Raw genomic sequence first — 23,133 nt, 5'->3', positions numbered from 1 at the left:
CCCGCCCCCCCCGCGCGCCGCCACCACCCTGTTCATTCGTCGCGAAAGCGGGGCGCGTCGCGCGAGCACCGTGCATACGCGACGAGTGAGCAAACACCCCCCACCCCGTCAGGCCGGGGCGCCGCCGCGCTCCGCGCGCCGGGCGGGGAGGTAGCAGAACACGCCCAGGATGCTGAACGCACCGGCGACGATCACCGCCGCACCGGTGCCGGCGGCTTCCGCGAGCGGCAGCAGCACGAGCAGCCCGACGCTGTAGACGCCGCCGGCCACCATCGAATTCGCCGACAGCACCGTCGCGCGGGTGTTCGCGTCCGCCTCCCGATGCAGCAGCACATTGTGCAGGGGCCCCGCGGCCCCGTGCGTCAGGTACGCCAGTCCGTACGCCGACAGCAGCCCGATCGGCCCGGCCGCCACCCCCATCGCCACGACGAACAGCCCGTTCAGCACGCGGGCGACCATGGCCGTCGTGACGACGCCGATGCGTCGGCTCGCCCGTCCCGCGACGAAGGCGCCCGCCGCGAACAGTGCCCACGCGGCCGCGGAGGCTGGCCCGAACACCGCGCCCGCCGCATCCTCGCCGCCGAGCACCTCGGCGAGTCTCACCGGGGTCAGGCTCTCGAAGGCGACCATCGCGACCGCCCAGAACACCTCGACGGCGATCAGCGCGCGCAGCACGGGCGAGCGGCGCAGGAGGCGAAAGGCGGCGACCGGCGCTGCGGGACGATCGGCGGATGCGGCGGCCCCGGGCTTCGTCGCCCGATGTCTCCGTCGCGGTGGCTCCCGCACCAGCACAGCGGTGGCGAGGGTCGACCCGATCGCGCCCGCGAGCGCGACCAGGAACGGCAGCACGAGCGGCGACCATCCGGGCACGGGCGCCCACGCGACGAGCCCGCCGCCCGCCAGAGCCCCGCCGGCGATGCCGAGTCCGAGCACGGTTCCCGCGCGGGAGAGGGTGCGCTCGAGCGGGTAGTCCGGTTCGGCAGCGGTGGCCGCATCCACGAACCACGCTTCGAGCGGTCCAGAGTCCAGCGCGCGGAAGACCCCCTGCAGCAGGATGGCGGCGGCGAACCACACGAAGCCGTCGGCGACGACGAACAGTGCGGTCGCGGCGACCCCGATGATGCCCGCGACCACCAGCACCGGTCGGCGCCCGAACGTGTCGGCGAGGCCGCCCGTCGGAAGCTCGAGCCCCAGCACCACGAACCCCTGCACCGAGAGCAGGACGCCGACCTCGGTGAGGGTGAGCCCGCGCTCGAGGGGGAGGAGGACGGTGAGCCCGAACGTCACGCCGACCGGCACCCAGCGCAGCGCGGTGAGCAGCATCAGGCGTCGTTCGGCCTGACGCGCCGTGAGCAGCACGGTTCAGCCCAGGTCGACGGGGCGGGTGAACGTCGTGAGGTGGATGCGGCGAGCCGACCCATCGCCTGAGCCCGCGTCGCGGTACTTCTCGGCCAGCGCAGCCAGCTCGTCCCGCAGCGACGCGGCCTGCGCCGGAGTGACCTCGAGGAAGGTGTCGCTGAGCCCCATCACGTCGACCCATTCCGTGGGCCATTCCGCCGCTGCATCCAGCCATTCCTCGGCACGCACGGCGAACTGGCGCACGTAGTCGCGTTGCAGCCAGTCCATCGCGGTGCGGGCGTCCTCGTCGCCCTCGAATGCGGAGTTGACCCACGAGTGCGCGCGGGATGCGGCGCGCCACAGCCGCCGCCGCCCGGCCCCCTCCTCGGTGTCCACCACGAGCCCGACGCTTTCCAGGGCGCGCAGGTGATAGCTCGTCGCACCGGAGTTCGTGCCCAGCGCCGCGGCGATGGTGGTGGCGGTGGCGGGCCCCGCGATGCGCAGCCGACTCAGGATGCGCGAGCGCAACGGATGAGCGAGCACTTTCACCGATCGTTCGTCGAGCTCGATCGTGTCGCGGATCTCCGGGGTGTCGTCGTGTGCATCCATACGCCGAGCATGACATGCATAGAATCTATGCACAAGTTCTCTGCATGCGCGGTGGTGCCGGGTGCGGTTGCGAGGATGCGGAGTGCGCGAGGTCGGTGCGGAGATCGAGTCGGCGTTCCTCCCTCTCCCGCCCCCGGTTCGCTCGCCGCATACGCGGGGTGCGTATCGCGCGCACCCTGCATATGCGACGAGTCGGCAAGGAGAGCTGCCATCGCTTCGCCGTCGGCATGAACCTCGCGGCGCCCGCCACGCCACATCCCGCGCCGATCGTTCGGCCCCTCGCCCCCTCGCCCCTTTGCTCATTCGCCGCATACGCGGGGTGCGTGTCGCGCGAACTCTGCATATGCGACGAGCGAGCAAGGAGAGGCGAGCGAGCAAGGAGAGGCGAGCGAGCAAGGAGAGGCGAGCGAGCAAGGAGAGGCAGATGCACAAGGAGAGTGCGCCCCGGCAGGCCCGACCTCACGCGAGTGCGCCCCGGCAGACCCGGCGCCACGGGGGCCCGACCCCGCCCCGCGGGCCCGTAGGGGGGTCGGGCGCAAGACGAGGGCTTCGTGCGGCGGGGTCGGCGTGCTAGTCTGACTCTTTGGTGCCGCGACCCTGCTGGTCCGGCCCGCGAACGTGAGCCCTCCACTGGCGTCTTGCCGCGACATCTGTCACCGGAAGCACCCCGGAGTGGGATTCACGAACTTCTCCGTTCGACTAAGAAAGCAGCACTACTGTGACGCGCACTTACACCCCCAAGGCTGGCGAAGTCCAGCGCGAGTGGCTGGTCATCGACGCGACCGACGTCGTCCTCGGACGCCTCGCGACGCACGCGGCGGTCCTCCTCCGCGGCAAGCACAAGCCGACCTTCGCCAACCACATCGACACCGGTGACTTCGTCATCGTCATCAACGCCGAGAAGGTGGCCCTCACGGGTCAGAAGCTCGAGCAGAAGAAGGCGTACCGCCACTCGGGCTACCCGGGCGGACTGAAGTCGGTCACCTACTCGGAGCTCCTCGAGAAGAACCCGGTTCGCGCCGTCGAGAAGGCCATCCGCGGCATGCTCCCCAAGAACAGCATCGGCCGGCAGCAGCTGACGAAGCTCAAGGTCTACCGTGGCGCCGAGCACCCGCACGCCGCTCAGCAGCCCCAGGCCTACGTCTTCGACCAGGTCGCCCAGTAAGCGCCGAAAAGGATAAGGACAACACTCGTGGCGAACATCGAAGAAACCACCAACTACTCGACCGAGACGCCGGCCGACCTCGAGGCCGCTAGCGCCCCGCGTCCCGTGCTCTCCGTCCCCGGCGCTGCCGTCGGTCGTCGCAAGCAGGCCATCGCCCGCGTGCGCATCATCCCCGGCTCGGGCGTCATCACGATCAACGGCCGCACGTTCGAGGACTACTTCCCGAACAAGCTGCACCAGCAGCTGGTGACCGACCCCTTCACGGTGCTCAACCTCACCGACGCGTACGACGTCATCGCGCGCATCCACGGTGGTGGCCCCTCGGGTCAGGCCGGCGCACTGCGTCTGGGCATCGCCCGTTCGCTGAACGGCATCGACGAAGAGAACAACCGCCCGACCCTGAAGAAGGCCGGCTTCCTCTCGCGCGACGCTCGCGTCAAGGAGCGCAAGAAGGCCGGTCTCAAGAAGGCCCGCAAGGCTCCTCAGTACTCGAAGCGCTGACACGCCAGATGGCGTTGTTCGGTACGGACGGCGTGCGGGGGCTGGCCAACGGCCCCCTCACCGCCGATCTGGCGCTCTCCCTGGCCCAGGCGACTGCCGTCGTCCTGGGCCAGGGACGTTCCGCGGACGCACGTCGTGCGTCCGGCAAGCGGATCACGGCGGTCGTCGCCCGCGACCCCCGCATCTCGGGCGAGTTCCTCGCCTCGGCGGTCGCTGCGGGGCTCGCCTCATCCGGGGTCGACGTGCTCGATGCCGGCGTGCTTCCCACGCCGTCTCTCGCGTTCCTGGTGGCCGACATCGACGCCGACTTCGGCGTGATGGTCTCGGCCTCGCACAACCCCGCTCCCGACAACGGGATCAAGATCTTCGCGCGTGGCGGTGTCAAGCTCCCCGATGAGGTCGAGCAGCGCATCGAGTTCGCCGTGGCAGGGCCGAAGCTCCTGCCCACCGGCGCAGACGTGGGCCGCATCCGCCGGTTCGCGGATGCCGAGGACCGCTACGTCGTCCACCTGCTCCAGTCCCTGCCGCACCGCCTAGAGGGCCTGCACGTCGTCCTCGACTGCGCCCACGGCGCCGCCGCCGGGGTCTCTCCCGAGACGTTCCGCGATGCCGGCGCCCAGGTCACCGTGATCGGCGCCGATCCCGACGGCCTCAACATCAACGACGGGGTGGGCTCGACCCACCTCGATCACCTCGCCGAGCAGGTGCTCCGCGTCGGTGCCGACCTCGGCATCGCGCACGACGGCGACGCCGATCGCTGCCTGGCGGTGGATGCGGCGGGCCGCACCATCGACGGCGACCAGATCATGGCCATCCTCGCGGCCGCGATGCAGGACCGTGGCGTCCTCCGCGACGACACCCTGGTGGCCACCGTCATGAGCAACCTCGGATTGCACCGGGCGATGGACGCGCGGGGGATCCGCGTCGTCCAGACCGGTGTCGGCGATCGTTACGTGCTCGAGGCGATGAACCAGAACGACTACTCGCTGGGCGGCGAGCAGTCGGGTCACGTCATCATGAGCGACTTCGCCACGACGGGCGACGGATTGCTCACGGGCCTGCACCTCATGGCCGAGATGGCGCGTCAGAACAAGACGCTCGCCGAGCTCGCGTCGATCATGACGGTCTTCCCGCAGGTGCTCGTCAACGTCACGGGCGTCGACCGCACACGCGTGGCCGATCCCGTCGTCTCGGCTGCGGTGGCCGAGGCCACGGCGGAGCTCGGCTCGAGCGGACGCGTGCTGCTGCGCGCCTCCGGCACCGAGCCGCTCGTGCGCGTGATGGTCGAGGCCGAGGGCATCGACGACGCCCGGCGCATCGCCGACCGTCTCGCCGACGTCGTGCGCGAGCGCCTCGCCCTCTGACCCCGGTTCGTCCGCCGCGGGTCAGGCGTGGGGCAGCCGCGCCTCGAGGACGGCGCCGGTGGGGGTGTCGACGGCGTCGCGCAGATCGAGCGTGCCGTCGAGCGAGCCGAGGCGTTCGGCGAGACGGGCCAGGCCGCTCGGGCGTGCGTCGGGGGCCACGCCGATGCCGTCGTCGGCCACGCGGAGCACGACCGCATCCGCGGTGGCGTCGACGGTCACATCGATCGCCGTGGCCTGCCCGTGGCGGAGGGCGTTCGAGACCGCTTCCTCGGCCACCCGCACGAGCGCCAGACGCCGGTCGAGGTCGAGCTCGAGTGCCGCGGCCGTGTCGGCGGCGGGCGCCACGACCAGTCGGGCGCCGATCGCGGCGGGGATGCGGCCCGTCAGCGCCCGGAGGGCCGGCACGAGTCCGCGGTCGATGCCCTCGGGATACAGCGAGGCGCTGAAGGCGCGCAGTTCGTTCTCGCGCAGATCGTCGAGCTCCGCGCGCACCCGGTCGAGCCGGGCCCGGTTATCGCCCGTCAGGTGGCGCGCCACATCCGTCAGCTCGGCCTGCATCATGACGACCCGCCCCTGCACGTTGCCGTGCAGGGCATCGGCGATCTCGCGTCGGACGCGCAGCTCCTCCTGCTGGAGGGATGCGAGCGCCTCGGTGGCCTGGGCCGCCTGCGCGGTGCGCGCCCGCTCGGACTCCCGCGCCTGTCGCTGCGAGGCGACGGCCAGCAGCGCGAACGCATAGGTGACGATGAGCAGCAGCATCGCCATGATGCCGTCGGTGAGCGAGTAGTGCGGCTGCGGGTAGAAGCCGCCGATGATCTGCAGCACGGCGCGGAAGGCGGCCGGGATCGCCGCGCACACCAGCAGGATGACGATGCGGGCGACGCCCTGCCGGTCGATCAGGCGCAACCGCGAGCCGACGAGCATCGCCACCGCGATCGTGGCGATGTTGAGTGCGACGCGCAGCAGCAGGTTGACCAGCGGCGATGCCTCGACGCCGCGCAGGCTGGCGGCGTTGATGCCGAGGAGCACGACGGCCTGCGTGCTGATGGAGAGCGAGAGGACGCCGCCGAGGACACCGACGACCAGGACGAAGAGGCGCTGGTCCAGCCGGCGGTCCTCGGCGATGTCGACCGGTCGGGGGTCGACCGGGGTGCTCACGCGCTCTCCTCGAGGAAGATGCGCACCGCGCTCACGCGGGGGTTGCGTTCGGCGTCGCCGCCGAGTCCGAGCGCGCCGTAGACCGCGTTCACGTGGTTGTCGACCGAACGGTCGGCGAGTTCCAGCCGGCGCGCGATGGCCGTGTTGGTGAGACCCTCGGCGAGCAGGGAGAGCACCTCGAACTGACGCGCGCTGAGGGCGGCGAGGCGCCCGCGTGGCCGCGCCCGGCGGCGTTCGACGAGCTCGCGGTCGAGCACGCTGCGGCCGGCGGCGCTGGCGCGGATGGCGGAGAGCAGGGATGTCGCCGAGAGCGCGGAGGTCTTCGACAGGTAGCTCCAGCGTCGTCGCTGGTCCTCGGGGATCTCGAGCAGGGCGGTGAGGTGATCGACCGCCGACAGCAGCACGACCGACAGATCGGGGCGGCTGCGCTGCAGATCGCGGCCGAGCTGCAGGCCGTCGCCGTCGGGCAGGGTGATGTCGAGCAAGGCCACATCGAGGTCGGTCGGGAACGCCTCGGCCTCGGCGACGTTCGCCGCCACGGCCACCAGGTCCAGGTCGGGGACCGAGCGCAGCAGACCCGCGAGCATGTCGCGGTACAGCGGCTGGTCCTCGACGAGGGCGATCCTCACATGCGCCACCCGGCGATCCTCCACGTAGAAATACCCATCACAGGGCAACTCTCACACACTGCCCACACCGAGCGGTAGCCTAACCCGACCGGCGCCCCGTCCATCGATCGTGCGTCCGCGGATCTCACTCCGCGGGGCGGGTGAGCCCGTCGAGCATGGCCCAGAAGGCGAGGGCGGGCAGCTCCCATTCGACGGGCGTCCCGTCCAGGCCCGGGCGCATCATCACGCCCTCGAGCTCGTCGATCCCGACGAGACGTTTGCTGGCGATGCCCTCGATGAGCGAGGCCCCGGCGGCCGCGATGTGCATCCACGTGACCCCCTCGGCGGGGCGTCGTCCCGCGGCCTCCAGGACCCCCTGGTAGACCGTCGCCATCTCGTGGAGGAACTGCGTCTCGCTCGCGCGCAGGGCCGCCCGCATCCGCGGCTGCTGCTCTTCGGGAAGACTCGGAACGCATACCGAGAGCGCCATATAGGTCTTCCACTCGGCGGAGGTCGTGGTGTCGGCGACGTTCCGCTCGATCGCCACGCGCACGGATTCCTGGAGGACCGCCATGATGCCGGCGGGGTTCGGGGTGCCGTCGGGGTTCACGAGGCGATCGGTGTGGCGGGTGAAGATCTCCGTCGCGATCTCGGTCGTGGCGGGGGAGTAGCCGAGCGAGTGCGGGCCGGATGGCTCGAGCAGCCGCAGCATGAGGGCCGTGAGCAGCTCGTCCTTGCCCCCGAAGGCGGCGAACGCGGAGCTGCGGGGAACGCCGACGCGCCGGATCAGCTCCTCCATGTTGAGGTGATGCAGTCCCACCGACAGTCCGCCGCCGGCGAGCATCTCCTCGGCGGCATCCAGGACGCGTTCGCGCAGCTCGGCACGCGTGATCCGCGGGGCCTTGTTGCGGGAGCGCGACGCCGTGGGCGATGACGAAACGTTATGGACTCTGAGTCCAGAGTCTTGTTCATCGTCGCGCTGTGCTCTAATTTCGTTCATACCGACGGAAGATCCTGCTCTCGCGAAGCGCCGGCAGTGATCGCCTTTGGGGGGACGTCGGTACCGACGGCCGGGCGGTCGGGATGAGTTCATCCCGACCCTCGGGTTCGGGTTCAGTCTACGTTCGGCGTCGCGGGCTATCGGGAGCAGCGGCGCCGAACGTAGGCGACCTCATCCCCAGGCCATCGACTCGATGTAGCGCAGCAGGACGCCTTCGCGCAGCGCCCAGGGGCTCACCTCGAGCTCGTCGATGTCGAGCGCACGCATCGCGGTGTGCAGCACCACCGCGCCAGCGACGATCTGGAACGTGCGATCGGCGGTGATGCCGGGGAGCTCCTGGCGTGCCGAGGCGGGAAGGCGGGCGAGCCGCGGGATCCAGGACCCGAGCGCGGCCCGGGGCAGCAGCATCCGCTCGCCGCCCGACCATCCCGGCACGGGGTAGCCCGCGAGGCGTGCGAGCGAGCGGATCGCCTTCGACGACCCGGCCACGTGGTCGGGGTGCGGCTGGCCGGCGAACTGCGCGACGACCGGCGCCAGCACCTCCTGCGCGTGGGTGCGCAGCACCTCGACGGCGTCTTCTCCGGGCGGATCCTCCGGCAGGAACCGCACCGTCATGCGGCCGGCGCCCAGCGGCACGGATGCGGCCGCCGCCGGCAGCTCGTCCGATCCCGCGGCCACTTCGAGCGAGCCGCCGCCGATGTCGAAGAGCAGGATCTGCCCGGCCGACCATCCGAACCACCGGCGCACGGCGAGGAACGTGAAGCGTGCCTCGTCCTCGCCGCCGAGCACCTGCAGCGGCTGACCGAGCGCGTCCTCGATGCGCGCGATCACCTCGGTGCCGTTGGTGGCTTCGCGGACGGCGGAGGTGGCGGTGGCGAGCAGTTCGACCACGCCTTCCTTGCGCGCGGTCTGGCGCGCCTCTGCGACGGCGTCCTCGAGCGCGCGGATGCCCTCCTCGCTGATCGCCCCGGTGGGTGTCAGGTAGCGCATGAGGCGCAGCACCGTGCGACGGCTCGTCGTCGCCAGCGGGCGGCCGCCCGGATGCGCGTCGGCCACCAGCAGGTGGACCGTGTTGGAACCGATGTCGAGGACGCCCAGACGCATCGTTCGAGCGTACCGGCGCGCATCCTGTGCGCGCTGTGCGGGGCGCGCCCGCGAGGCGGTGCGTGACCGCGGTGCGGGAGACCGGGGTTGCGGGTGTGGGCCCGGGCGACGGAGCGGTAGGGCTGAGCGTGCGCGTCGGCAACCGGTGTCGACACTCGGCGTCATGTGACGTCATGCCCCGACGCGCTCACAGCCCACGCATAGCCGATGGATAGCGTCGCCACATCCCCGATCCCGAGGTCCTCACCATGCTCGAATCATTCGACCCGCTCTCCGCCGTCTCGCTGGCGGTCGTCGTCGCGGCGTTCGCCGGCCTCATCGTGCTGCGGCGCCGGGGATGGGGCTTCACATCGCTCGTCCTGATCGCGCTCGTGATCGGCATCGGCGTGGGGCTCGCCTTCGGCGGCCACCTGTCCTACGTCGCTTTCCTCGGCGACCTCTACGTGCAGATCATCACGGCGGTCGTCGCCCCGCTCATCTTCATCTCGATCCTCTCCAGCGTGACCTCGCTCGGGTCGACGTCGAAGCTGCGCACCATCGGGCTGTCGAGCACGCTCTGGCTCCTCGCGACCAACGCGATCGCGATCGTGCTGACGCTGGCCGTGGTGCTGACGATCGGCCTCGGCGAGGGCGCCGAGTTGGATGTGGCGGGCGCACGCGGAGCCGATTCGCTCACGGGCCTCATCCGCCCGCTCGACGAGGTGCTGCTGGGGCTGTTCCCCGCCAACCTCGCGGGCGACTTCGTGGGCAACAACATCGTGCCGATCATCCTCTTCGCGCTGCTGCTCGCCGTGGCCTACATCGTCGCCGCGCGCCGCGAGGACCGGCAGCTCACCGCGTTCAAGGACCTCGTCGACGGCACCAAGAAGGTCGTCATGACCGCCGTCGGGTTCATCGTCGAGCTCACCCCGTACGCCGTGCTCGCGCTCGTCGCATCCACGACCGCCGTCGCGGTGACCCGCATCGAGACGGTGCTCTCGCTCCTCTCGGTGCTGATCGTGGCGCTGGCCATCACGTTCTTCGACGCCTACGTCGTCAACGGCCTGCTGCTGCGGATCGTCGCCGACGTGAACCCGCTCCGGTGGTTCCGGCTGCTGACCCCCGCGCAGTACACGGCCTTCACGACCCAGTCGAGCGTGGGCACGCTGCCCATCACGATCCCCACCCTCGTGCGCAAGGTCGGGGTCCCCGAAGACATCGCCGCGTTCACTGCGCCCGTGGGGACCACGATCGGCATGCCGGGGTGCGCGGGGATCTGGCCGATCATCGTGGCCGTCTTCTCGATCAACGCGCTGGGGATCGAGTACTCGGTCGTGGACTACCTCGTGCTGGCGGGGCTCTGCCTGCTCGTCTCGCTCGGCACGGCCGGTGTGCCCGGCACGGCGATCATCACCGCCACGGCCGTGCTGACCGCCGTCGGGCTTCCGGTCGAGATCCTCGTCATCCTGGTGCCCATCAGTGCGGTGGCCGGAACGGCCAGCACGATGGCCAACGTCACCGCCGCCGCGACCGCCGCGACGATCGTCGCCCGGCGCCGCGGGCAGCTCGACGACGCGGTGTTCCGCGGCACGGCTGCCCCGGGCGCGCCCTCGGAGCTCGCGGTCGCGACGCCCGCGGCGTCGGTCGTCGACGGAGCGCCCCCGCGCGCGCCCGCGACCCGTGCCGAGGCGCGCACCGCCGCGGCCACCCCGCCCGCCGGCATCACGATCCCCGACGACATCCCCGTGGGGCAGTGCGAGCTGCCCGCCGACCGCTCTCGATCCGTGAGGACCCCATGACCGCCCGATCCCCCCTCCGCACCCGTCGCCACGCCCGCCTGTGGGCCGCCGGATTGGTCGTGGCGTTCGCCGCGGTGGCGTCGCCGACGGTGGCCCCCGTCCTCCCCGCCGCGCACGCGGCCGGTGACGTCTGCGACCTCTGCTCGGTCAACTTCGACCCGGGCGCCTGCGACAGGATCGGCGGCTGGCCCTATGACTCGACGCTCGAGTCGCCGCCGCCGGCGGTGTCGGGCGGAACGGCCCCCGCTCCCGCGCAGCCCGCCCCCGCTCCGGCGCAGCCCGCGCCGGCCCCCGCACAGCCCGCGCCCGCGCCCGCGCAGCCGGCCGCGCCCGCGCAGCCCGCCGCCCCGGCGCAACCGGGGTCGCCCGCACGCCCGGCAGCGCCCGGCGCGGGGAGCACCGGCACCACGTCGCAGACCGGCACCACGTCGCAGACCGGTGCCGTCGAGGGGGTCGTCGTCGCGGCACCCGGCGCCCCGACGGCGCTCGCGCACACCGTGACCGGTCGCACCCTCTCGCTCACGTGGACGGCTCCGGCCGACGGCGGGTCCGCCCTCACCGGCTATGCGCTCGTCCTCAACGGGGGAACGCCCATCGTCCTCCCGGCCGATGCCACGTCGTATGAGATCGCGCTGGGCGCCGGCGACTACGACGCCGTCCTCACCGCCACCAACGCCGTGGGTGCGTCGCCCGCGACTGCCGAGATCACCGGCATCCGCATCGGCGCCACGCCCACCCCGTCGCCCACCCTCACGGCCCTCGCGTCGGCCGGGGAGCGCACCGACGACTCCGCGCCCCTTGTCGGCGGCGTGGCGCTCATCGCGCTCGTGATCGCGGCGGGCGGGGCCACCGGATGGTGGTGGCTGCGGCGACGCCGCGCATCGGCGGCATCCACCGAGACCCCCTGAACGTCCCGCTCCCATCCACCGAGAGAACAGGAACACCCGACCATGAGCAGATCCACGAGGTATGCCGCGGCCATCGCCGCCGGCGCCCTCCTGGCGGTGGGCGGCGTCGCCGTCCCGGCCGCGTCCGCGGCACCCGCGCCCGACGCGCCCGACTACTTCGCCGACACCATCCCGGGCCTGCGGGCGGGCTCCGTGTTCACCGCCGTCACGTACGAGCGGCTCGAGCGGCTGCTGAACTCGGACGGCACGTACGCCGTGCTCATCGGGGGTCCCGAGGACGCCACGACGGCGGCGACCGCCGCCCACATCGACGCGGTCGCCGCGCAGTACGGCGTCGACGCGGTCTACACGTTCGATCCGCGGCTGGATGGAGCGGATGTCGACATCCGCACCTCCGCCATCCCCGAGATCGCCGGGCTCTACACGAACCTCGTGACGTCGTACCTGAACAAGGACACGACCCCGGAGTTCGCCGACGGCGACAGCGACCCCTACCTCGTCGTCTACGACCGCTCGCACACGGCGGGCGGCGTCGAGGATCGCATCGTCGCGTCGCTGAGCGGCACGGTGGATGCGGCGGCCCTCGGCACGGACGACGGCGCGTCGGCGTACCGGGCGCAGGTGGCGGAGGTCTTCGACGCGGTGGCCACGGGCGGCACGGCGGACGTCGACACGCGCAGCCAGTTCGACTTCTTCTCGCAGGCGGTGAACCAGCGCCACGCGGCGCAGTACATCAACCCCGCGACCCACGGCGGCGAGATCCTGACCGCCGCCGACGGCGAGGAGTTCGTGCTCCAGTCGATCACCTACCCCGAGCTGGTGCACCTGCTCGAGTCGGACGGCGAGCACACGATCCTCTTCGGCGGCACCTGGTGCCACAACACCCGCGCGGTCGTGAAGGACGTCAACCGTGCCGCCGCCGACGCCGGTGTCGAGACCGTCTACGTCTTCGACCTGCGCCTGGACGGCTGGAGCGGCGGGCAGGCCCACATCCGCGACACGAACTCCGCGCTCTCCTACCTGTACGGCGACCTGGTCGCCGAGCACTTCCCGGTGCTGCGCACCCAGTACGTCACGAACGCCTCGGCGGGACAGCGCGTGGACTACCGTCCCGGCGGCGACGCCACGGCCGAGCTGAAGACCGCGCAGAAGCTGCAGGTGCCCTATCTCGTGCGCTACGACAAGGACCGCGGCGGCATCGTGCAGGACTGGCTGCGTGACAACGGCAACGGAACCGTCACCGAGTACATGACCGAATGGTGGTGGGTGGCGGGGCTCCCCGGCTCGCGGCCGAACAACGTGCCCGAGGCCGAGTGGCCGGCTCGCCAGGCGACGTCGTGGGCGTTCGCTGCCGAGGCGATCGCGAAGATCGACGGATTCTTCGGACTCGCCGCTGCCCCCGAGGCTCCCGCGGCGCCGACCGCCACGGTCTCGGGACAGGACATCACCGTGCGCTGGAGCGCGCCGGCCGACGGCGGCAGCGCGATCACGGGCTACCGCGTGAGCCTCGACGACGCCGCTCCGGTGACCGTCGCCGCCGATCAGCGCAGCCACGTGTTCACGGGCGTCCCCGCCGGGTCGCACCGGGTGTCGGTCGCGGCCGTCAATCACCTCGGCGCCTCCGCCGCGGTGTTCTCGCAGGCCGTGACCGTCGCGGAGCCGACGACCCCGCCGGGACCGGGCACGGGCGAGGAGCCGGGTGCGGGTGAGGAGCCGGGCACGGGTGAGGAGCCGCAGCTCCTTCCCTCGGTGTCCGTGACGGGGGATCTGAAGCCGGGCGGCAGCATCGTCGTCACCGGTGCGCACCTCGCGGGCGCCGCGCGCGTGAGCGTCGAGATCCACTCCACCCCGCAGCCGCTGGGTACCGCGGTCGTCGCGGCGGACGGCACGTTCCGTCTCGCCGCCACGATCCCGACGGCGACGCCCGCCGGCGCGCACGCCGTGGTCGTGTTCGTCGACGGCGTCGAGGTGGCGCGCACCGCCATCACGGTGGCCGCATCGCCGAGCGCCGCTCTGGCGGCGACCGGCAGTGAGCTGCCCGTCATATGGGGCGCCTCGGCCCTCGCTGCGCTCGTGCTCGGCGCGGTCCTCGTGGCCGCCCGACGCCGCCGCGCCCACGTCTGAGACGCGGATGCCCCGGCCCGGGAGGGTCGGGGCATCCGTGTGCCAGGGCCCGCCGCATCCGCCGCCCGCGCACTACGATGGGCGCGTGCCCGAGGAGACCTTCGTTCCCGCGCCGCCGCTGGCGATGTCGCTGTACCGCGAGATCGATCGTGCCGAATGGGCGCGCACCGCGGCGGGCATCGAACAGCCCCTGACCGAGGCGGAGGTCGTTCAGCTGCGCGGTCTCGGCGACCGGCTCGACCTCGCCGAGGTGCGCGAGGTCTACGTGCCGCTGAGTCGACTGCTGTCGCTGCGCGCGTCCGCGATCAAGCGGCTCGGTGCCGAGGAGAACGCCTTCCTGGGTGAGCCCGACACGACGACGCCGTTCGTGATCGGCGTCGCCGGCTCCGTCGCCGTCGGCAAGTCGACGATCGCGCGTCTGCTCCGTGAGCTCGTCAGCCGCTGGCCCGGCACGCCCCGGGTCGAGCTCGTCACGACCGACGGCTTCCTCTACCCGAACGCGGAGCTGGAGCGTCGCGGCCTCATGGACCGCAAGGGCTTCCCGGAGTCCTACGATCGACGCGCGCTGGTCGAGTTCCTGACGGCCGTGAAGTCGGGCGAGCCCGAGGTGCGCGCCCCGTACTACTCCCACATGCGGTACGACATCGTCCCCGATGCGCACACCACCGTGCGGCGGCCGGATGTGGTGATCGTCGAGGGGCTCAACGTGCTGCAGCCGCCGCCCGCGCCGCACGAGATCGCGGTGAGCGAGCTGTTCGACGTGTCGATCTACGTCGATGCCGATCCCGCCCACATCCAGCAGTGGTACACCGAGCGGTTCCTGGCGCTGCGCGAGTCGGCGTTCAGCAACCCGACGTCGTTCTTCAAGGTCTTCGCCGACATCTCGGATGCCGAGGCCGTCGAGCGTGCCGGCTACTACTGGAACGAGATCAACCTGCCGAACCTGGTCGAGAACGTCCTGCCGACCAAGCACCGCGCCTCTCTCGTCCTCCGCAAGGGCCTCTCCCACGCCGTAGAGAGCGTCCTCCTCCGCAAGCTCTGACCCCACCCCGCGCGCTGGACCCGCGAGACAGCAGTTTCGCGCCGAGACGGTGGGTTAAACCCGCGGTCTCGGCGCCGGGATGCTGTCTCGCGGGTCTGGTGAGGTGCGGGCGGAGGCGGGCACTAGGTGGTTTACCGTGCCTCGGGCGCGTGCGGGAAGTGATTTCGGTACCGTCGGAGCACATCGTTCTGGGGGACTTCTATGAGACGTGCGCTGTCTGCTGTCGTGGTGAGCACCGTTGTCGGTGCCGGGCTGATCTTCGGGGGGAGCGGGGCCGTCGCCGATGACGAGCCCGCGCCCGTCACGACCCTCGCCGACGCGCTCGCGTCGGCGGCTGCCGACGGGGCGACGGATGCGGCCGCGCTCGCGGCATCCACATCCCTGCCCGCAACGGGCCCCGGCAGCCTCACGGTCGACGCATCCGGTGCGGTGCAGGCGACCGTGACGTTCGCATCGCGACCGGATGTGGCGACGCTCGATGCCGTCGCCGCGATCGCGACCCTCGAAACGGTCCACGGCTTCAGCGCGGCGGTGACGGTCGTCGCGGATCCGCAGCGGCTGCCCGAGCTCGCGGCGCTGCCGGGGGTCGTGGGTGTGGCCCCCGTTCTCGCGCCGGCGACGAGTGTCGCCAACAGCGCCGCCGCGACGGACCCCGCCGCCGAGGCCGCCGGCCCCGGCATCCGGCTCGCCGCCGAGGATTCCTGCCGCGCGTTCGGCGTGGATGCGGATGAGCCGCTCCGCTCCGCTCTCGCCCGCGAAACATTCGACGTCGACGGGACCGGCGTGACCGTCGGCATCATCTCCGACTCGTACGAGAGCGGCGCCGCACGCGCGACCACGCCCGCCGAGGAGATCGCGGCGGGACTGCTCCCGGGCCCAGGCAATCCCTGCGGGTACACGAGCCCGGTCGAGGTGCTGGTCGAATCCACATCCGGCGGGGACGAGGGCCGCGGGATGGCGCAGCTCGTGCACGGCGTCGCCCCCGGGTCGCGCCTGCTCTTCGCCAGCGGCAACGGCGGAACCAACGCCATGGCCGACTCGATCATCGCTCTGGCGGATGCGGGTGCCGACATCATCGTCGACGACCTGGGATACGCCGAGGAGCCGCGCTTCCAGCAGGGGCTGATCTCCGCCGCGATCACCGAGGTCCAGAACCGCGGCGTGGCGTACTACTCGGCCGTCGGCAACGACAATGCGACGGGGCATCCGCGCACACCCAGCGCCGGCAAGCCCATCGCGGCCTGGCAGACGATGTCGTACCGGCCCATCGCTTGCCCGGAGTGGGTGGAGGGCCCCGCGGACGCCACGAGCTGGGACTGCCTGGACTTCGATCCGGGCGAGACGTCGGATCCCACCGACACGCTCTCCTACTCGCGGGCGGTGCACCCCGGGTTCGTCCTCAGCTGGGGCGAAGCGGTGTACGACGTCACGACGGCGTTGAGCTTGCAGGTGTACTCGAGCGCGTCGGGCGAACCCGAGCTGATCGCCGGGAGCGAGGTGTTCTCCTCGTGGATCCCGAATGCTCTGGTCTCGGTCGATGCCGAGGGTCCCGCGTACGACGAGGTCGACCTCGTCGTCGTGCGTGACACGTCAGCCGGGGAGGTCGGCACCCCGGCGGTCTGGATCGGCAACTGGGCAGGCGCGGGCGCGCTCACGACCCGCGAGCACAACGAGACCGTGGGAGATGACCTGGTGGGCGCCGCGGCGTTCGGCCACGCGGCGGACGGATCGACGATCGGCGTCGCGGCTGCCGACTGGCGCACGCCCACCCTGCCGGAGTCCTACAGCTCTCCCGGACCCGGCACCATCCTGTTCGAGCCGATGAACGCCTTCGAGCCGGTCCCCTCCGCGGCGCTGCCCGCTCCGCTCGTCGTCGCCGGCCCCGAGGTCGCATCGGTCGACGGCAACCGCACGAGCTTCTTCGGCCAGCTCAGCGAGGACGGCGTGTACCGGTTCTTCGGCACGTCGGCCGCCGCTCCGAACGCCGCCGCCGTGCACGCCCTCGCCGCCGAGTACGCCCCCGGCTTGCGTGCCGGCGAGGTGACCGAGGCGCTGCTCGTCACGGCGCGCGCGATGGAGAACCCGTTCCCGGCGTACCGCACCGACGCCGAGGTCTTCGGCGCCGGCCTCGTCGATGCGAATGCGTTGCTCGAGCAGTTGCCGCCGCGTGCGGTGGCCGGGCTCGAGGCGGAGGCGTTGTCGCCGACGAGTATCGCGGTCTCGTGGGATGCGGTGGCGGGAGCCACGGCGTACCGGGTCGAGGTGCTCGCGGGTGACGCCGTGCTGCACGATGTCGAGCTCGATGCCGAGGTGACGGCGACGACGTTCGACGCGCTGACGGCGGAGTCGTCGTACACGGTGCGGGTGACGGCGATCGGCGCGTCGGCGTATGGGCCGGCGGCATCCGTGGATGTGTCGACGCCGCGTCCCGCGGTGCCTGGCACGACGCCGGCCGCGCCGACGGTCGCGGAGTTGGGCTCGACGCCTGCTCCGGGCCTGGTGGCGACGCCGGCGACGGTCGCCGCGGGCGGCACGGTCACCGTGACGGGTTTGCCGTCGCGTGAGTATGTGTATGGCTGGTTTTTCTCGGATCCGACCGCGCTCGGGTGGGCGTGGACCGGGGCGGATGGTGCGGCGACGGTGACGGTTCCGGCGTCTGTTCCGGCTGGGGCTCACCGTCTGGCGTTCCGCGCGGAGGACGGCACCTTGCTCGGGTGGGTGGCGTTGCAGGTCACCGCCGCGGCTCCCGCTCCGGTTCCCGCTCCCGCCGTGGCGTTGGCGCGCACCGGTCAGGACACGGATCTGGCTCCGGTGGCGCTGTGGGCGGCCGCCGGTCTGCTGGTCGGCGCCGGCCTGACGGTCGCCGCTGCCCGTCGCCGCGCCGCATCCCGCCCGTAACGCTCTGACTGGACCCGCGAGACAGCAGTTTCGCGCCGAGACGGTGGGTTTAACCCACGGTCTCGGCGCCGGGATGCTGTCTCGCGGGTCTGTGGGGTTCCCGGGGCCGCACCCGACCCGCGCCCGACCCGCACGACCCGCGTCCAACCCGCACGACCCGCCCTCGACCCGCCCGACCCGCACGCCCCCGCGGCACGCCCGACCCGCACGCGCCCGCGGCACGCCCGGAGGGTATGCACGGCGGGCGGGCAGCCGCGGCGGCTTACGATGGACCCCATGTGTGGAATCGTCGGATACGTCGGCCCTCGGCCGAGCCAGGACATCTTGATCTCCGGGCTCGCCCGACTCGAGTACCGGGGATACGACTCGGCGGGCATCGCCGTGATCGACGCCGCCGGCGACCTGGGGATGCGCAAGCGCGCCGGCAAGCTGCAGATGCTGCGCGACGACCTCACGCGCCACCCCCTCGCCGACGGCACCACCGGCATCGGCCACACCCGCTGGGCGACCCACGGCGGGCCCACGGATGAGAACGCGCACCCGCACCTGGCCGACGACGACAAGCTCGCCGTCATCCACAACGGCATCATCGAGAACTTCGCCGAGCTGAAGGCCGAGCTGATCAGCGAGGGCTACACGTTCCGCAGCGAGACCGACACCGAGGTCGCGGCCCTGCTCATCGGGCGCGAGTACGCGGCATCCGGCGATCTCGTCGCAGCCTTCCGTGCCACGGTCGGTCGCTTCGAGGGCGCGTACACGCTGCTCGCCATGCACCAGGACCACCCGGGCCTCGTGGTGGCGGCCCGCCGCAACTCGCCGCTCGTGATCGGCCTGGGCGAGGGCGAGAACTTCCTCGGCTCCGACGTCGCGGCCTTCGTCGAATACACCCGTAACGCCCTCGCGATCGGTCAGGACGAGATCGTCGCGATCACGCCCGGCGGCGTCGAGGTCACCGACTTCGAGGGAAACCCCGTCGAGCCGGAGCCCTTCGAGGTCACCTGGGATGCTGCCGCCGCCGAGAAAGGCGGATGGTCCTCGTTCATGGCGAAGGAGGTCTCGGAGGAGCCCGAAGCCGTCGCGAACACGCTGCGCGGCCGCATCCACGAGGGCGTCGTCGAGATCCCCGAGCTGGACGGGCTCGACGAGCTGTTCGCCGGCATCGACCGCATCGTCATCATCGCGGCGGGCACGGCCGCCTATGCCGGCCAGACCGGCAAGTACGCGCTGGAGCTCTGGACCCGCATCCCCGTCGACGTGGAGCTCGCGCACGAGTTCCGTTACCGCGACCCGGTGATCGGCGAGAACACCCTCGTCGTCTCGATCAGCCAGTCGGGCGAGACGATGGACACGCTCATGGCGGTCAAGTACGCCCGCGAGCGCGGCGCCAAGACGCTGTCGATCTGCAATACGCAGGGCGCCACCATCCCGCGCGAGTCGGATGCCATCGTCTACACCCACGCGGGTCCCGAGGTCGCGGTCGCCTCGACCAAGGCGTTCGTCGCGCAGATCACCGCCATCTACCTGCTGGCCCTCCACGTCGCGCGCGTGCGCGGCTCGATCTCGCGCGCCGAGATCACCCGTCACGTGCTCGAGCTCGAGGCCGTGCCGCGCAAGATCGCGGACGTCATCGAGACGCAGCAGGAGCGCATCACGCAGCTCGCCCACTGGATGGCCGACACCCGTTCGGTGCTCTTCCTCGGACGGCACGTGAACTACCCGATCGCGCTCGAGGGAGCCCTCAAGCTCAAGGAGATCTCCTACATCCACGCAGAGGGCTTCGCCGCCGGCGAGCTCAAGCACGGTCCGATCGCGCTCATCGAGCCCGGCCAGCCCGTCTTCGTGATCGTGCCGTCGCCGCGCGAGTCCGCGGTGCTGCACGACAAGGTCGTCTCGAACATCCAGGAGATCCGCGCCCGCGGCGCCCGCGTCATCGTCGTCGCCGAGGAGGGGGACGCCTCGGTGCTGCCCTTCTCCGACGAGGTGCTGCACATCCCGCTCGCCGGCCCCCTGTTCGAGCCGTTCCTCGCGGTCGTGCCGCTGCACATCTTCGCGATGGGGCTGGCCACGGCCAAGGGCCTGGATGTGGATCAGCCGCGCAACCTGGCCAAGTCCGTCACCGTCGAGTGAGCCGGCACGGGCGCTCGTGAGAGGCGGCGCCCGCGTGGATAAGCTGACGGATGCGGCGGGTGCCGCATCCGGGGAGGACGCATGATCGTCGGCATCGGTGTCGACCTCGTCGACGTCCCGAGGTTCGAGCGCACGCTCGCGCGGACGCCGCGCCTGCGCGACCGGCTGTTCTCGGTGGCGGAGCGTCCGCTCAAGCCCCGCTCGCTGGCCGCGCGATACGCCGCGAAGGAAGCGCTGATCAAGGCCCTCGGCGGCTCGGACGGCGTGCACTGGACCGAGATCGAGGTCGCGTCCGAGCCCTCCGGCAAGCCGGGCTTCGCGCTCTGCGGGTCGACGGCCGCCGTCGTCGCCGCCCGTGGCATCACGGCCCTCCACCTGTCGATGAGCCACGATGCGGGCCTCGCCACCGCCTACGTCATCGCCGAGGCCCTGCCCGCCCCCTCCGTGTCCGCCCCGTCCCAGGCCTCGCTCGCGTCGCCCGAGTTCGCCTCGCCCTCGCCCGCCCCGCCCTCGCCCGCCTCGCCCTCGCCCGCCTCGCCCGCGCTCGCTCCGCCCTCTGCCGAGCGCACATCCGGTGATCGAGCGCATATGCGGGACGATGTGCTCTCGACGACGGGATATGCGCTCGGGGATGAGGGGCGCCCGGCAGCAGCGCCGGCACCCACAACAGCACCACCGGCAACAGCACCACCCGCGCCCGCAACAGCACCCACACCCGCACCCGCACCCACGCCCGAGGGGGAGAAGACATGAGCACGTTCCCGGCAGGGGTGATGCGCGAGGCTACGATCGACGTCGGCGCCATCGAGGACAACGTGCGGCAGCTGCGGCGCCTCGTGGGGGTCGAGGTCATCGCGGTGGTCAAGGCCGACGGGTACGGCCACGGCGCGGCCCGCTCGGCGGCGGCGGCGCTCGCGGGGGGCGCGACGCGCATCGGGGTCGCCGACATCGGCGAGGCGCTGGCGCTGCGCCGCGCCGGCATCGACGCGCCGATCCTGGCCTGGCTGCACGCCCCGGGCGTCTCGTTCGGCGAGGCGGTGGAGCGGGGGATCGAGCTCGGCATCTCGGACATGGCGCAGCTGAACGCCGCGGCCGCGGCGGGCAGCGGCGACCGGGCCGCCGTCATCCACCTCAAGCTCGAGACGGGGCTCGGGCGCAACGGCGCGGCCCCGGCCGAATACCGGGTGCTGTTCGCCGAGGCGGCGCGGCTGGAGCGGCTCGGCCGCATCCGCGTGCTCGGTATCTTCAGCCACCTCTCCAACGCCTCGCCCGAGGCCGACCGCGAAGCCATCGCCCGGTTCGAGGCCGGGCTGGGCGCGGCGGCGGCGGCCGGGCTCTCGCCGCGGTTGCGGCACATCGCCGCCACGCACGCCGCGATCGCGCTGCCCGAATCCCGCTTCGACTGCGTGCGGCTGGGCATCGGCATCTACGGCCTGTCGCCGTTCGACGACCGCTCGTCGGCCGACCTCGGCCTCCGTCCGGCGATGACGCTGCGTGCGGCGGTCGCCGCCGTCCGCCGGGTCGGCCCGGGCCAGGGCGTCTCGTACGGCTACGACTACCGCACCGACCGCGACACGACCCTCGCCCTCGTCCCGCTCGGCTACGCCGACGGCGTGCCCCGGCAGGCCTCCGGCGCGGGTCCCGTGCGCATCGCCGGGCAGCGCTTCACCGGTGTCGGCCGCATCGCGATGGACCAGTTCGTGGTGGATGTGGGCGACGCCGCCGTCTCGGTGGGCGATCAGGTCGTGCTCTTCGGCGATCCGACGCTCGGCGTGCCCTCCGCGACCGACTGGGCGGATGCCGCCGGCACCATCAACTACGAGATCGTCACCCGCATCGGCGCCCGCGTGCCCCGTCGCCAGGTCGCCGGATGACCGGGCATGAACCCGAGCGCGCCGACGTTGCAGAGGGTATGACGACGCACACCGGATCGATCGGACTCGACGACCTCGTCGGAGAGCGGGAGATCGTCTCTCCCGCCGACATGGAGCGGCTCGGCCGCGACATGGGAGAGCGTCTGAGAGCGGGCGACATGGTGGTCCTCACCGGTCCGCTCGGGGCGGGCAAGACCACGCTCACCCGCGGCATCGCGCAGGGTCTCGGCGTCCGCGGCCCCATCCAGAGCCCCACCTTCGTCATCGCGCGCACGCATCCCTCCCTGGTGGGCGGCGCCCCGCTCGTCCACGTCGACGCCTACCGACTCGGGTCGTCGGCCGAGCTCGAGGACCTCGACATTGACCTGGACGGCTCGGTCGTCGTCGTCGAGTGGGGTCGCGAGGTCGTCGCGCGCGTCGCCGACACGTGGTGGGAGGTCGAGCTCGACCGCGAATGGCACGGTCGCGGCGTCGACACCGCCTGCGGCACCTACTCGCGCGCGACGGAGGCCCTCGACGCCGACAGTCCGCGGCTGGTGAGGATCACGCGCCATGCACGGTGACGTCCGCCCCGGGTGACGCCACCCGGTAGGCCGACCACTGCACGGGAGCCCCGCGGCGCCCGAGGCCCAGCGCGGCGAGCGTCGCCGCCGGCTGCTCGATGTGCGCGAAGTGCCCGGCACCGCGCAGTCGCGTCTCGCGCAGCCCGGGCAGAAGCCGCGCCAGCTGCGTCGCCTCGTCGGCGCTCGCGAAGACGTCGCGTTCGCCGCGCACCGACCGCATCGGGCTCCGGATGGCGCGCCACCGCGTCTCGTCGTAGTCGGCCGACATGCGGGTCGCCGCCGCGAAGGCCGTCGGCCGTACCTCGTGCGACAGGGCGCGGATGACGCTGCCGTCGACCCTGCGCGGATGGGCGAACAAGGGAGAGGCCAGCAGGCGCAGCATGCCGATGCGTTCCAGCAGGCGGACGAGCGCGAGGCCCGGGCCGCCGAGCGCGCGCAGCACGCCCATGATCGCCATCATGCCGCCGAAGCCCGGCACCCGGGCGGCTCCCGAGAGCCGATGCCGCGCCGCGAGCTGCACCCCGGGACCGCTGGGCGAGACCAGCCCGACCTCGACCGTGGCATCCGGCTCCCGCGCGGCCAGATCGAGCGCGAGGAACCCGCCCATGGAGTGCCCGACCACGTGCCAGCGGGTGTAGCCGAGCGCGCGGACGGCGCCGGCGATCCGTGCGCTGACCTCGGCGATGTCGGGCACGGGGCCCGCCGACTCGCCCCACCCCGGAAGATCGGGGATGACGACGTCGGTGAGGGGCGCGCCGCGGCGATCGGATGCCGTGAGCAGCGGCGTCCACGTGCTCCACGACCCTGCCGCGCCGTGCAGCAGGACGGTGGCTGAGGTCGCTCCCGGCCGGCGGCGTCCGGTGCGCACGACGAGCGCGGCGCCGTCGGGCCCCGGCAGTACACGGCGGGTGAGCCCCAGCGCGGGTTCGTCGGTGCGCAGGGCTCCCCGGGTCGTGTTCTCGTGCATGACGG

At 72.2% G+C, this 23,133-nt stretch carries 18 protein-coding genes and 1 pseudogene; 12 read left to right on the top strand and 7 right to left on the bottom strand.

The window, feature by feature from the left end; translation table 11 throughout:
• Nucleotides 1-108: 108 nt before the first annotated feature.
• Nucleotides 109-1,359 (bottom strand): MFS transporter, encoded by a 1,251-nt coding sequence (locus AB0N73_RS03745; RefSeq protein ID WP_363560503.1) that lies wholly within the window; start codon nt 1,357-1,359, stop codon nt 109-111.
• A gap of 3 nt (nt 1,360-1,362) precedes the next feature.
• The gene (locus tag AB0N73_RS03740; protein WP_363560501.1) at nt 1,363-1,947 is read right to left on the bottom strand and encodes a helix-turn-helix domain-containing protein; all 585 of its coding nucleotides are present in this window, start codon (nt 1,945-1,947) and stop codon (nt 1,363-1,365) included.
• A 718-nt stretch (nt 1,948-2,665) separates the two neighbouring features.
• On the opposite strand from AB0N73_RS03740, the gene rplM reads away from it, so the two are divergent.
• The 3 genes from rplM to glmM are packed head-to-tail and all read left to right on the top strand — an operon-like array spanning nt 2,666 to nt 4,977.
• Nucleotides 2,666-3,112 carry a 50S ribosomal protein L13 gene (gene rplM, locus AB0N73_RS03735; RefSeq protein ID WP_363560499.1) on the top strand — a complete coding sequence of 149 codons (447 nt, stop codon included), beginning with the start codon at nt 2,666-2,668 and terminating at the stop codon, nt 3,110-3,112.
• A gap of 27 nt (nt 3,113-3,139) precedes the next feature.
• Nucleotides 3,140-3,613 (top strand): 30S ribosomal protein S9, encoded by a 474-nt coding sequence (rpsI, locus tag AB0N73_RS03730; RefSeq protein ID WP_363560497.1) that lies wholly within the window; start codon nt 3,140-3,142, stop codon nt 3,611-3,613.
• An 8-nt stretch (nt 3,614-3,621) separates the two neighbouring features.
• Nucleotides 3,622-4,977, top strand: a complete 1,356-nt coding sequence (gene glmM, locus AB0N73_RS03725) for a phosphoglucosamine mutase (RefSeq protein WP_363560495.1) — start codon at nt 3,622-3,624, stop codon at nt 4,975-4,977.
• Nucleotides 4,978-4,998: 21 nt separating this feature from the next.
• Here glmM and AB0N73_RS03720 read toward each other — a convergent pair whose 3' ends face one another.
• The 4 genes from AB0N73_RS03720 to AB0N73_RS03705 all read right to left on the bottom strand — a co-directional run bounded on the left by AB0N73_RS03720 (nt 4,999) and on the right by AB0N73_RS03705 (nt 8,847).
• A complete protein-coding gene (locus AB0N73_RS03720) occupies nt 4,999-6,135 on the bottom strand; it encodes an ATP-binding protein (protein WP_363560493.1) in 1,137 nt (378 codons plus the stop codon).
• Complete coding sequence (locus AB0N73_RS03715; RefSeq protein WP_363560491.1) at nt 6,132-6,773, bottom strand: response regulator transcription factor; 642 nt, start codon at nt 6,771-6,773, stop codon at nt 6,132-6,134. The genes AB0N73_RS03720 and AB0N73_RS03715 overlap by 4 nt, the downstream gene beginning before the upstream one ends.
• Before the next feature lie 115 nt (nt 6,774-6,888).
• Entirely contained in the window at nt 6,889-7,743 is an 855-nt protein-coding gene (locus AB0N73_RS03710; RefSeq protein ID WP_363560489.1) for a TetR family transcriptional regulator, read from the bottom strand.
• Nucleotides 7,744-7,914: 171 nt separating this feature from the next.
• Nucleotides 7,915-8,847 carry a Ppx/GppA phosphatase family protein gene (locus tag AB0N73_RS03705; RefSeq protein ID WP_363560487.1) on the bottom strand — a complete coding sequence of 311 codons (933 nt, stop codon included), beginning with the start codon at nt 8,845-8,847 and terminating at the stop codon, nt 7,915-7,917.
• A gap of 248 nt (nt 8,848-9,095) precedes the next feature.
• Here AB0N73_RS03705 and AB0N73_RS03700 point away from each other — a divergent pair, with 248 nt between their 5' ends.
• From AB0N73_RS03700 to tsaE, 9 genes and pseudogenes are all read left to right on the top strand, one after another.
• Nucleotides 9,096-10,625 carry a dicarboxylate/amino acid:cation symporter gene (locus tag AB0N73_RS03700; RefSeq protein WP_363560485.1) on the top strand — a complete coding sequence of 510 codons (1,530 nt, stop codon included), beginning with the start codon at nt 9,096-9,098 and terminating at the stop codon, nt 10,623-10,625.
• Nucleotides 10,622-11,533, top strand: a complete 912-nt coding sequence (locus tag AB0N73_RS03695) for a fibronectin type III domain-containing protein (protein ID WP_363560483.1) — start codon at nt 10,622-10,624, stop codon at nt 11,531-11,533. The genes AB0N73_RS03700 and AB0N73_RS03695 overlap by 4 nt, the downstream gene beginning before the upstream one ends.
• A 42-nt stretch (nt 11,534-11,575) precedes the next feature.
• The gene (locus tag AB0N73_RS03690) at nt 11,576-13,657 is read left to right on the top strand and encodes a fibronectin type III domain-containing protein (RefSeq protein WP_363560481.1); all 2,082 of its coding nucleotides are present in this window, start codon (nt 11,576-11,578) and stop codon (nt 13,655-13,657) included.
• A 124-nt stretch (nt 13,658-13,781) separates the two neighbouring features.
• A complete protein-coding gene (gene coaA / locus AB0N73_RS03685; protein ID WP_363560595.1) occupies nt 13,782-14,699 on the top strand; it encodes a type I pantothenate kinase in 918 nt (305 codons plus the stop codon).
• A 228-nt stretch (nt 14,700-14,927) separates the two neighbouring features.
• Nucleotides 14,928-17,597 carry a S8 family serine peptidase gene (locus tag AB0N73_RS03680; RefSeq protein WP_363560479.1) on the top strand — a complete coding sequence of 890 codons (2,670 nt, stop codon included), beginning with the start codon at nt 14,928-14,930 and terminating at the stop codon, nt 17,595-17,597.
• A 276-nt stretch (nt 17,598-17,873) separates the two neighbouring features.
• Nucleotides 17,874-19,724 carry a glutamine--fructose-6-phosphate transaminase (isomerizing) gene (gene glmS, locus AB0N73_RS03675; RefSeq protein WP_363560477.1) on the top strand — a complete coding sequence of 617 codons (1,851 nt, stop codon included), beginning with the start codon at nt 17,874-17,876 and terminating at the stop codon, nt 19,722-19,724.
• Between the two features lie 81 nt (nt 19,725-19,805).
• A pseudogene (locus tag AB0N73_RS03670) lies at nt 19,806-20,153 on the top strand (holo-ACP synthase); the annotation flags it as partial.
• Between the two features lie 320 nt (nt 20,154-20,473).
• Nucleotides 20,474-21,598, top strand: coding sequence for an alanine racemase (gene alr / locus AB0N73_RS03665; protein WP_363560475.1), 1,125 nt, complete (start codon nt 20,474-20,476; stop codon nt 21,596-21,598).
• Between the two features lie 38 nt (nt 21,599-21,636).
• Complete coding sequence (gene tsaE, locus AB0N73_RS03660; RefSeq protein ID WP_363560473.1) at nt 21,637-22,161, top strand: tRNA (adenosine(37)-N6)-threonylcarbamoyltransferase complex ATPase subunit type 1 TsaE; 525 nt, start codon at nt 21,637-21,639, stop codon at nt 22,159-22,161.
• On the opposite strand, the gene AB0N73_RS03655 is transcribed toward tsaE, so the two are convergent.
• Nucleotides 22,142-23,128, bottom strand: a complete 987-nt coding sequence (locus AB0N73_RS03655) for an alpha/beta hydrolase (RefSeq protein WP_363560471.1) — start codon at nt 23,126-23,128, stop codon at nt 22,142-22,144. The genes tsaE and AB0N73_RS03655 overlap by 20 nt on opposite strands.
• Nucleotides 23,129-23,133: the final 5 nt, after the last annotated feature.

The organism is Microbacterium sp. NPDC089189, from assembly GCF_040685095.1.
Taxonomy (GTDB): domain Bacteria; phylum Actinomycetota; class Actinomycetes; order Actinomycetales; family Microbacteriaceae; genus Microbacterium.
Note: the sequence above shows the minus strand (reverse complement) of the source record. Positions and strands in the feature narration are given on the sequence as shown.

Bases quoted from the DNA above. Each gene is read 5' to 3' on its own strand.
- AB0N73_RS03740 (WP_363560501.1), bottom strand. From the start codon at position 1,947: ATGGATGCACACGACGACACCCCGGAGATCCGCGACACGATCGAGCTC.
- glmM (WP_363560495.1), top strand. From the start codon at position 3,622: ATGGCGTTGTTCGGTACGGACGGCGTGCGGGGGCTGGCCAACGGCCCC.
- AB0N73_RS03710 (WP_363560489.1), bottom strand. From the start codon at position 7,743: ATGAACGAAATTAGAGCACAGCGCGACGATGAACAAGACTCTGGACTC.
- AB0N73_RS03705 (WP_363560487.1), bottom strand. From the start codon at position 8,847: ATGCGTCTGGGCGTCCTCGACATCGGTTCCAACACGGTCCACCTGCTG.
- AB0N73_RS03700 (WP_363560485.1), top strand. From the start codon at position 9,096: ATGCTCGAATCATTCGACCCGCTCTCCGCCGTCTCGCTGGCGGTCGTC.
- AB0N73_RS03695 (WP_363560483.1), top strand. From the start codon at position 10,622: ATGACCGCCCGATCCCCCCTCCGCACCCGTCGCCACGCCCGCCTGTGG.
- AB0N73_RS03690 (WP_363560481.1), top strand. From the start codon at position 11,576: ATGAGCAGATCCACGAGGTATGCCGCGGCCATCGCCGCCGGCGCCCTC.
- coaA (WP_363560595.1), top strand. From the start codon at position 13,782: ATGTCGCTGTACCGCGAGATCGATCGTGCCGAATGGGCGCGCACCGCG.
- glmS (WP_363560477.1), top strand. From the start codon at position 17,874: ATGTGTGGAATCGTCGGATACGTCGGCCCTCGGCCGAGCCAGGACATC.
- alr (WP_363560475.1), top strand. From the start codon at position 20,474: ATGAGCACGTTCCCGGCAGGGGTGATGCGCGAGGCTACGATCGACGTC.
- tsaE (WP_363560473.1), top strand. From the start codon at position 21,637: ATGACGACGCACACCGGATCGATCGGACTCGACGACCTCGTCGGAGAG.
- AB0N73_RS03655 (WP_363560471.1), bottom strand. From the start codon at position 23,128: ATGCACGAGAACACGACCCGGGGAGCCCTGCGCACCGACGAACCCGCG.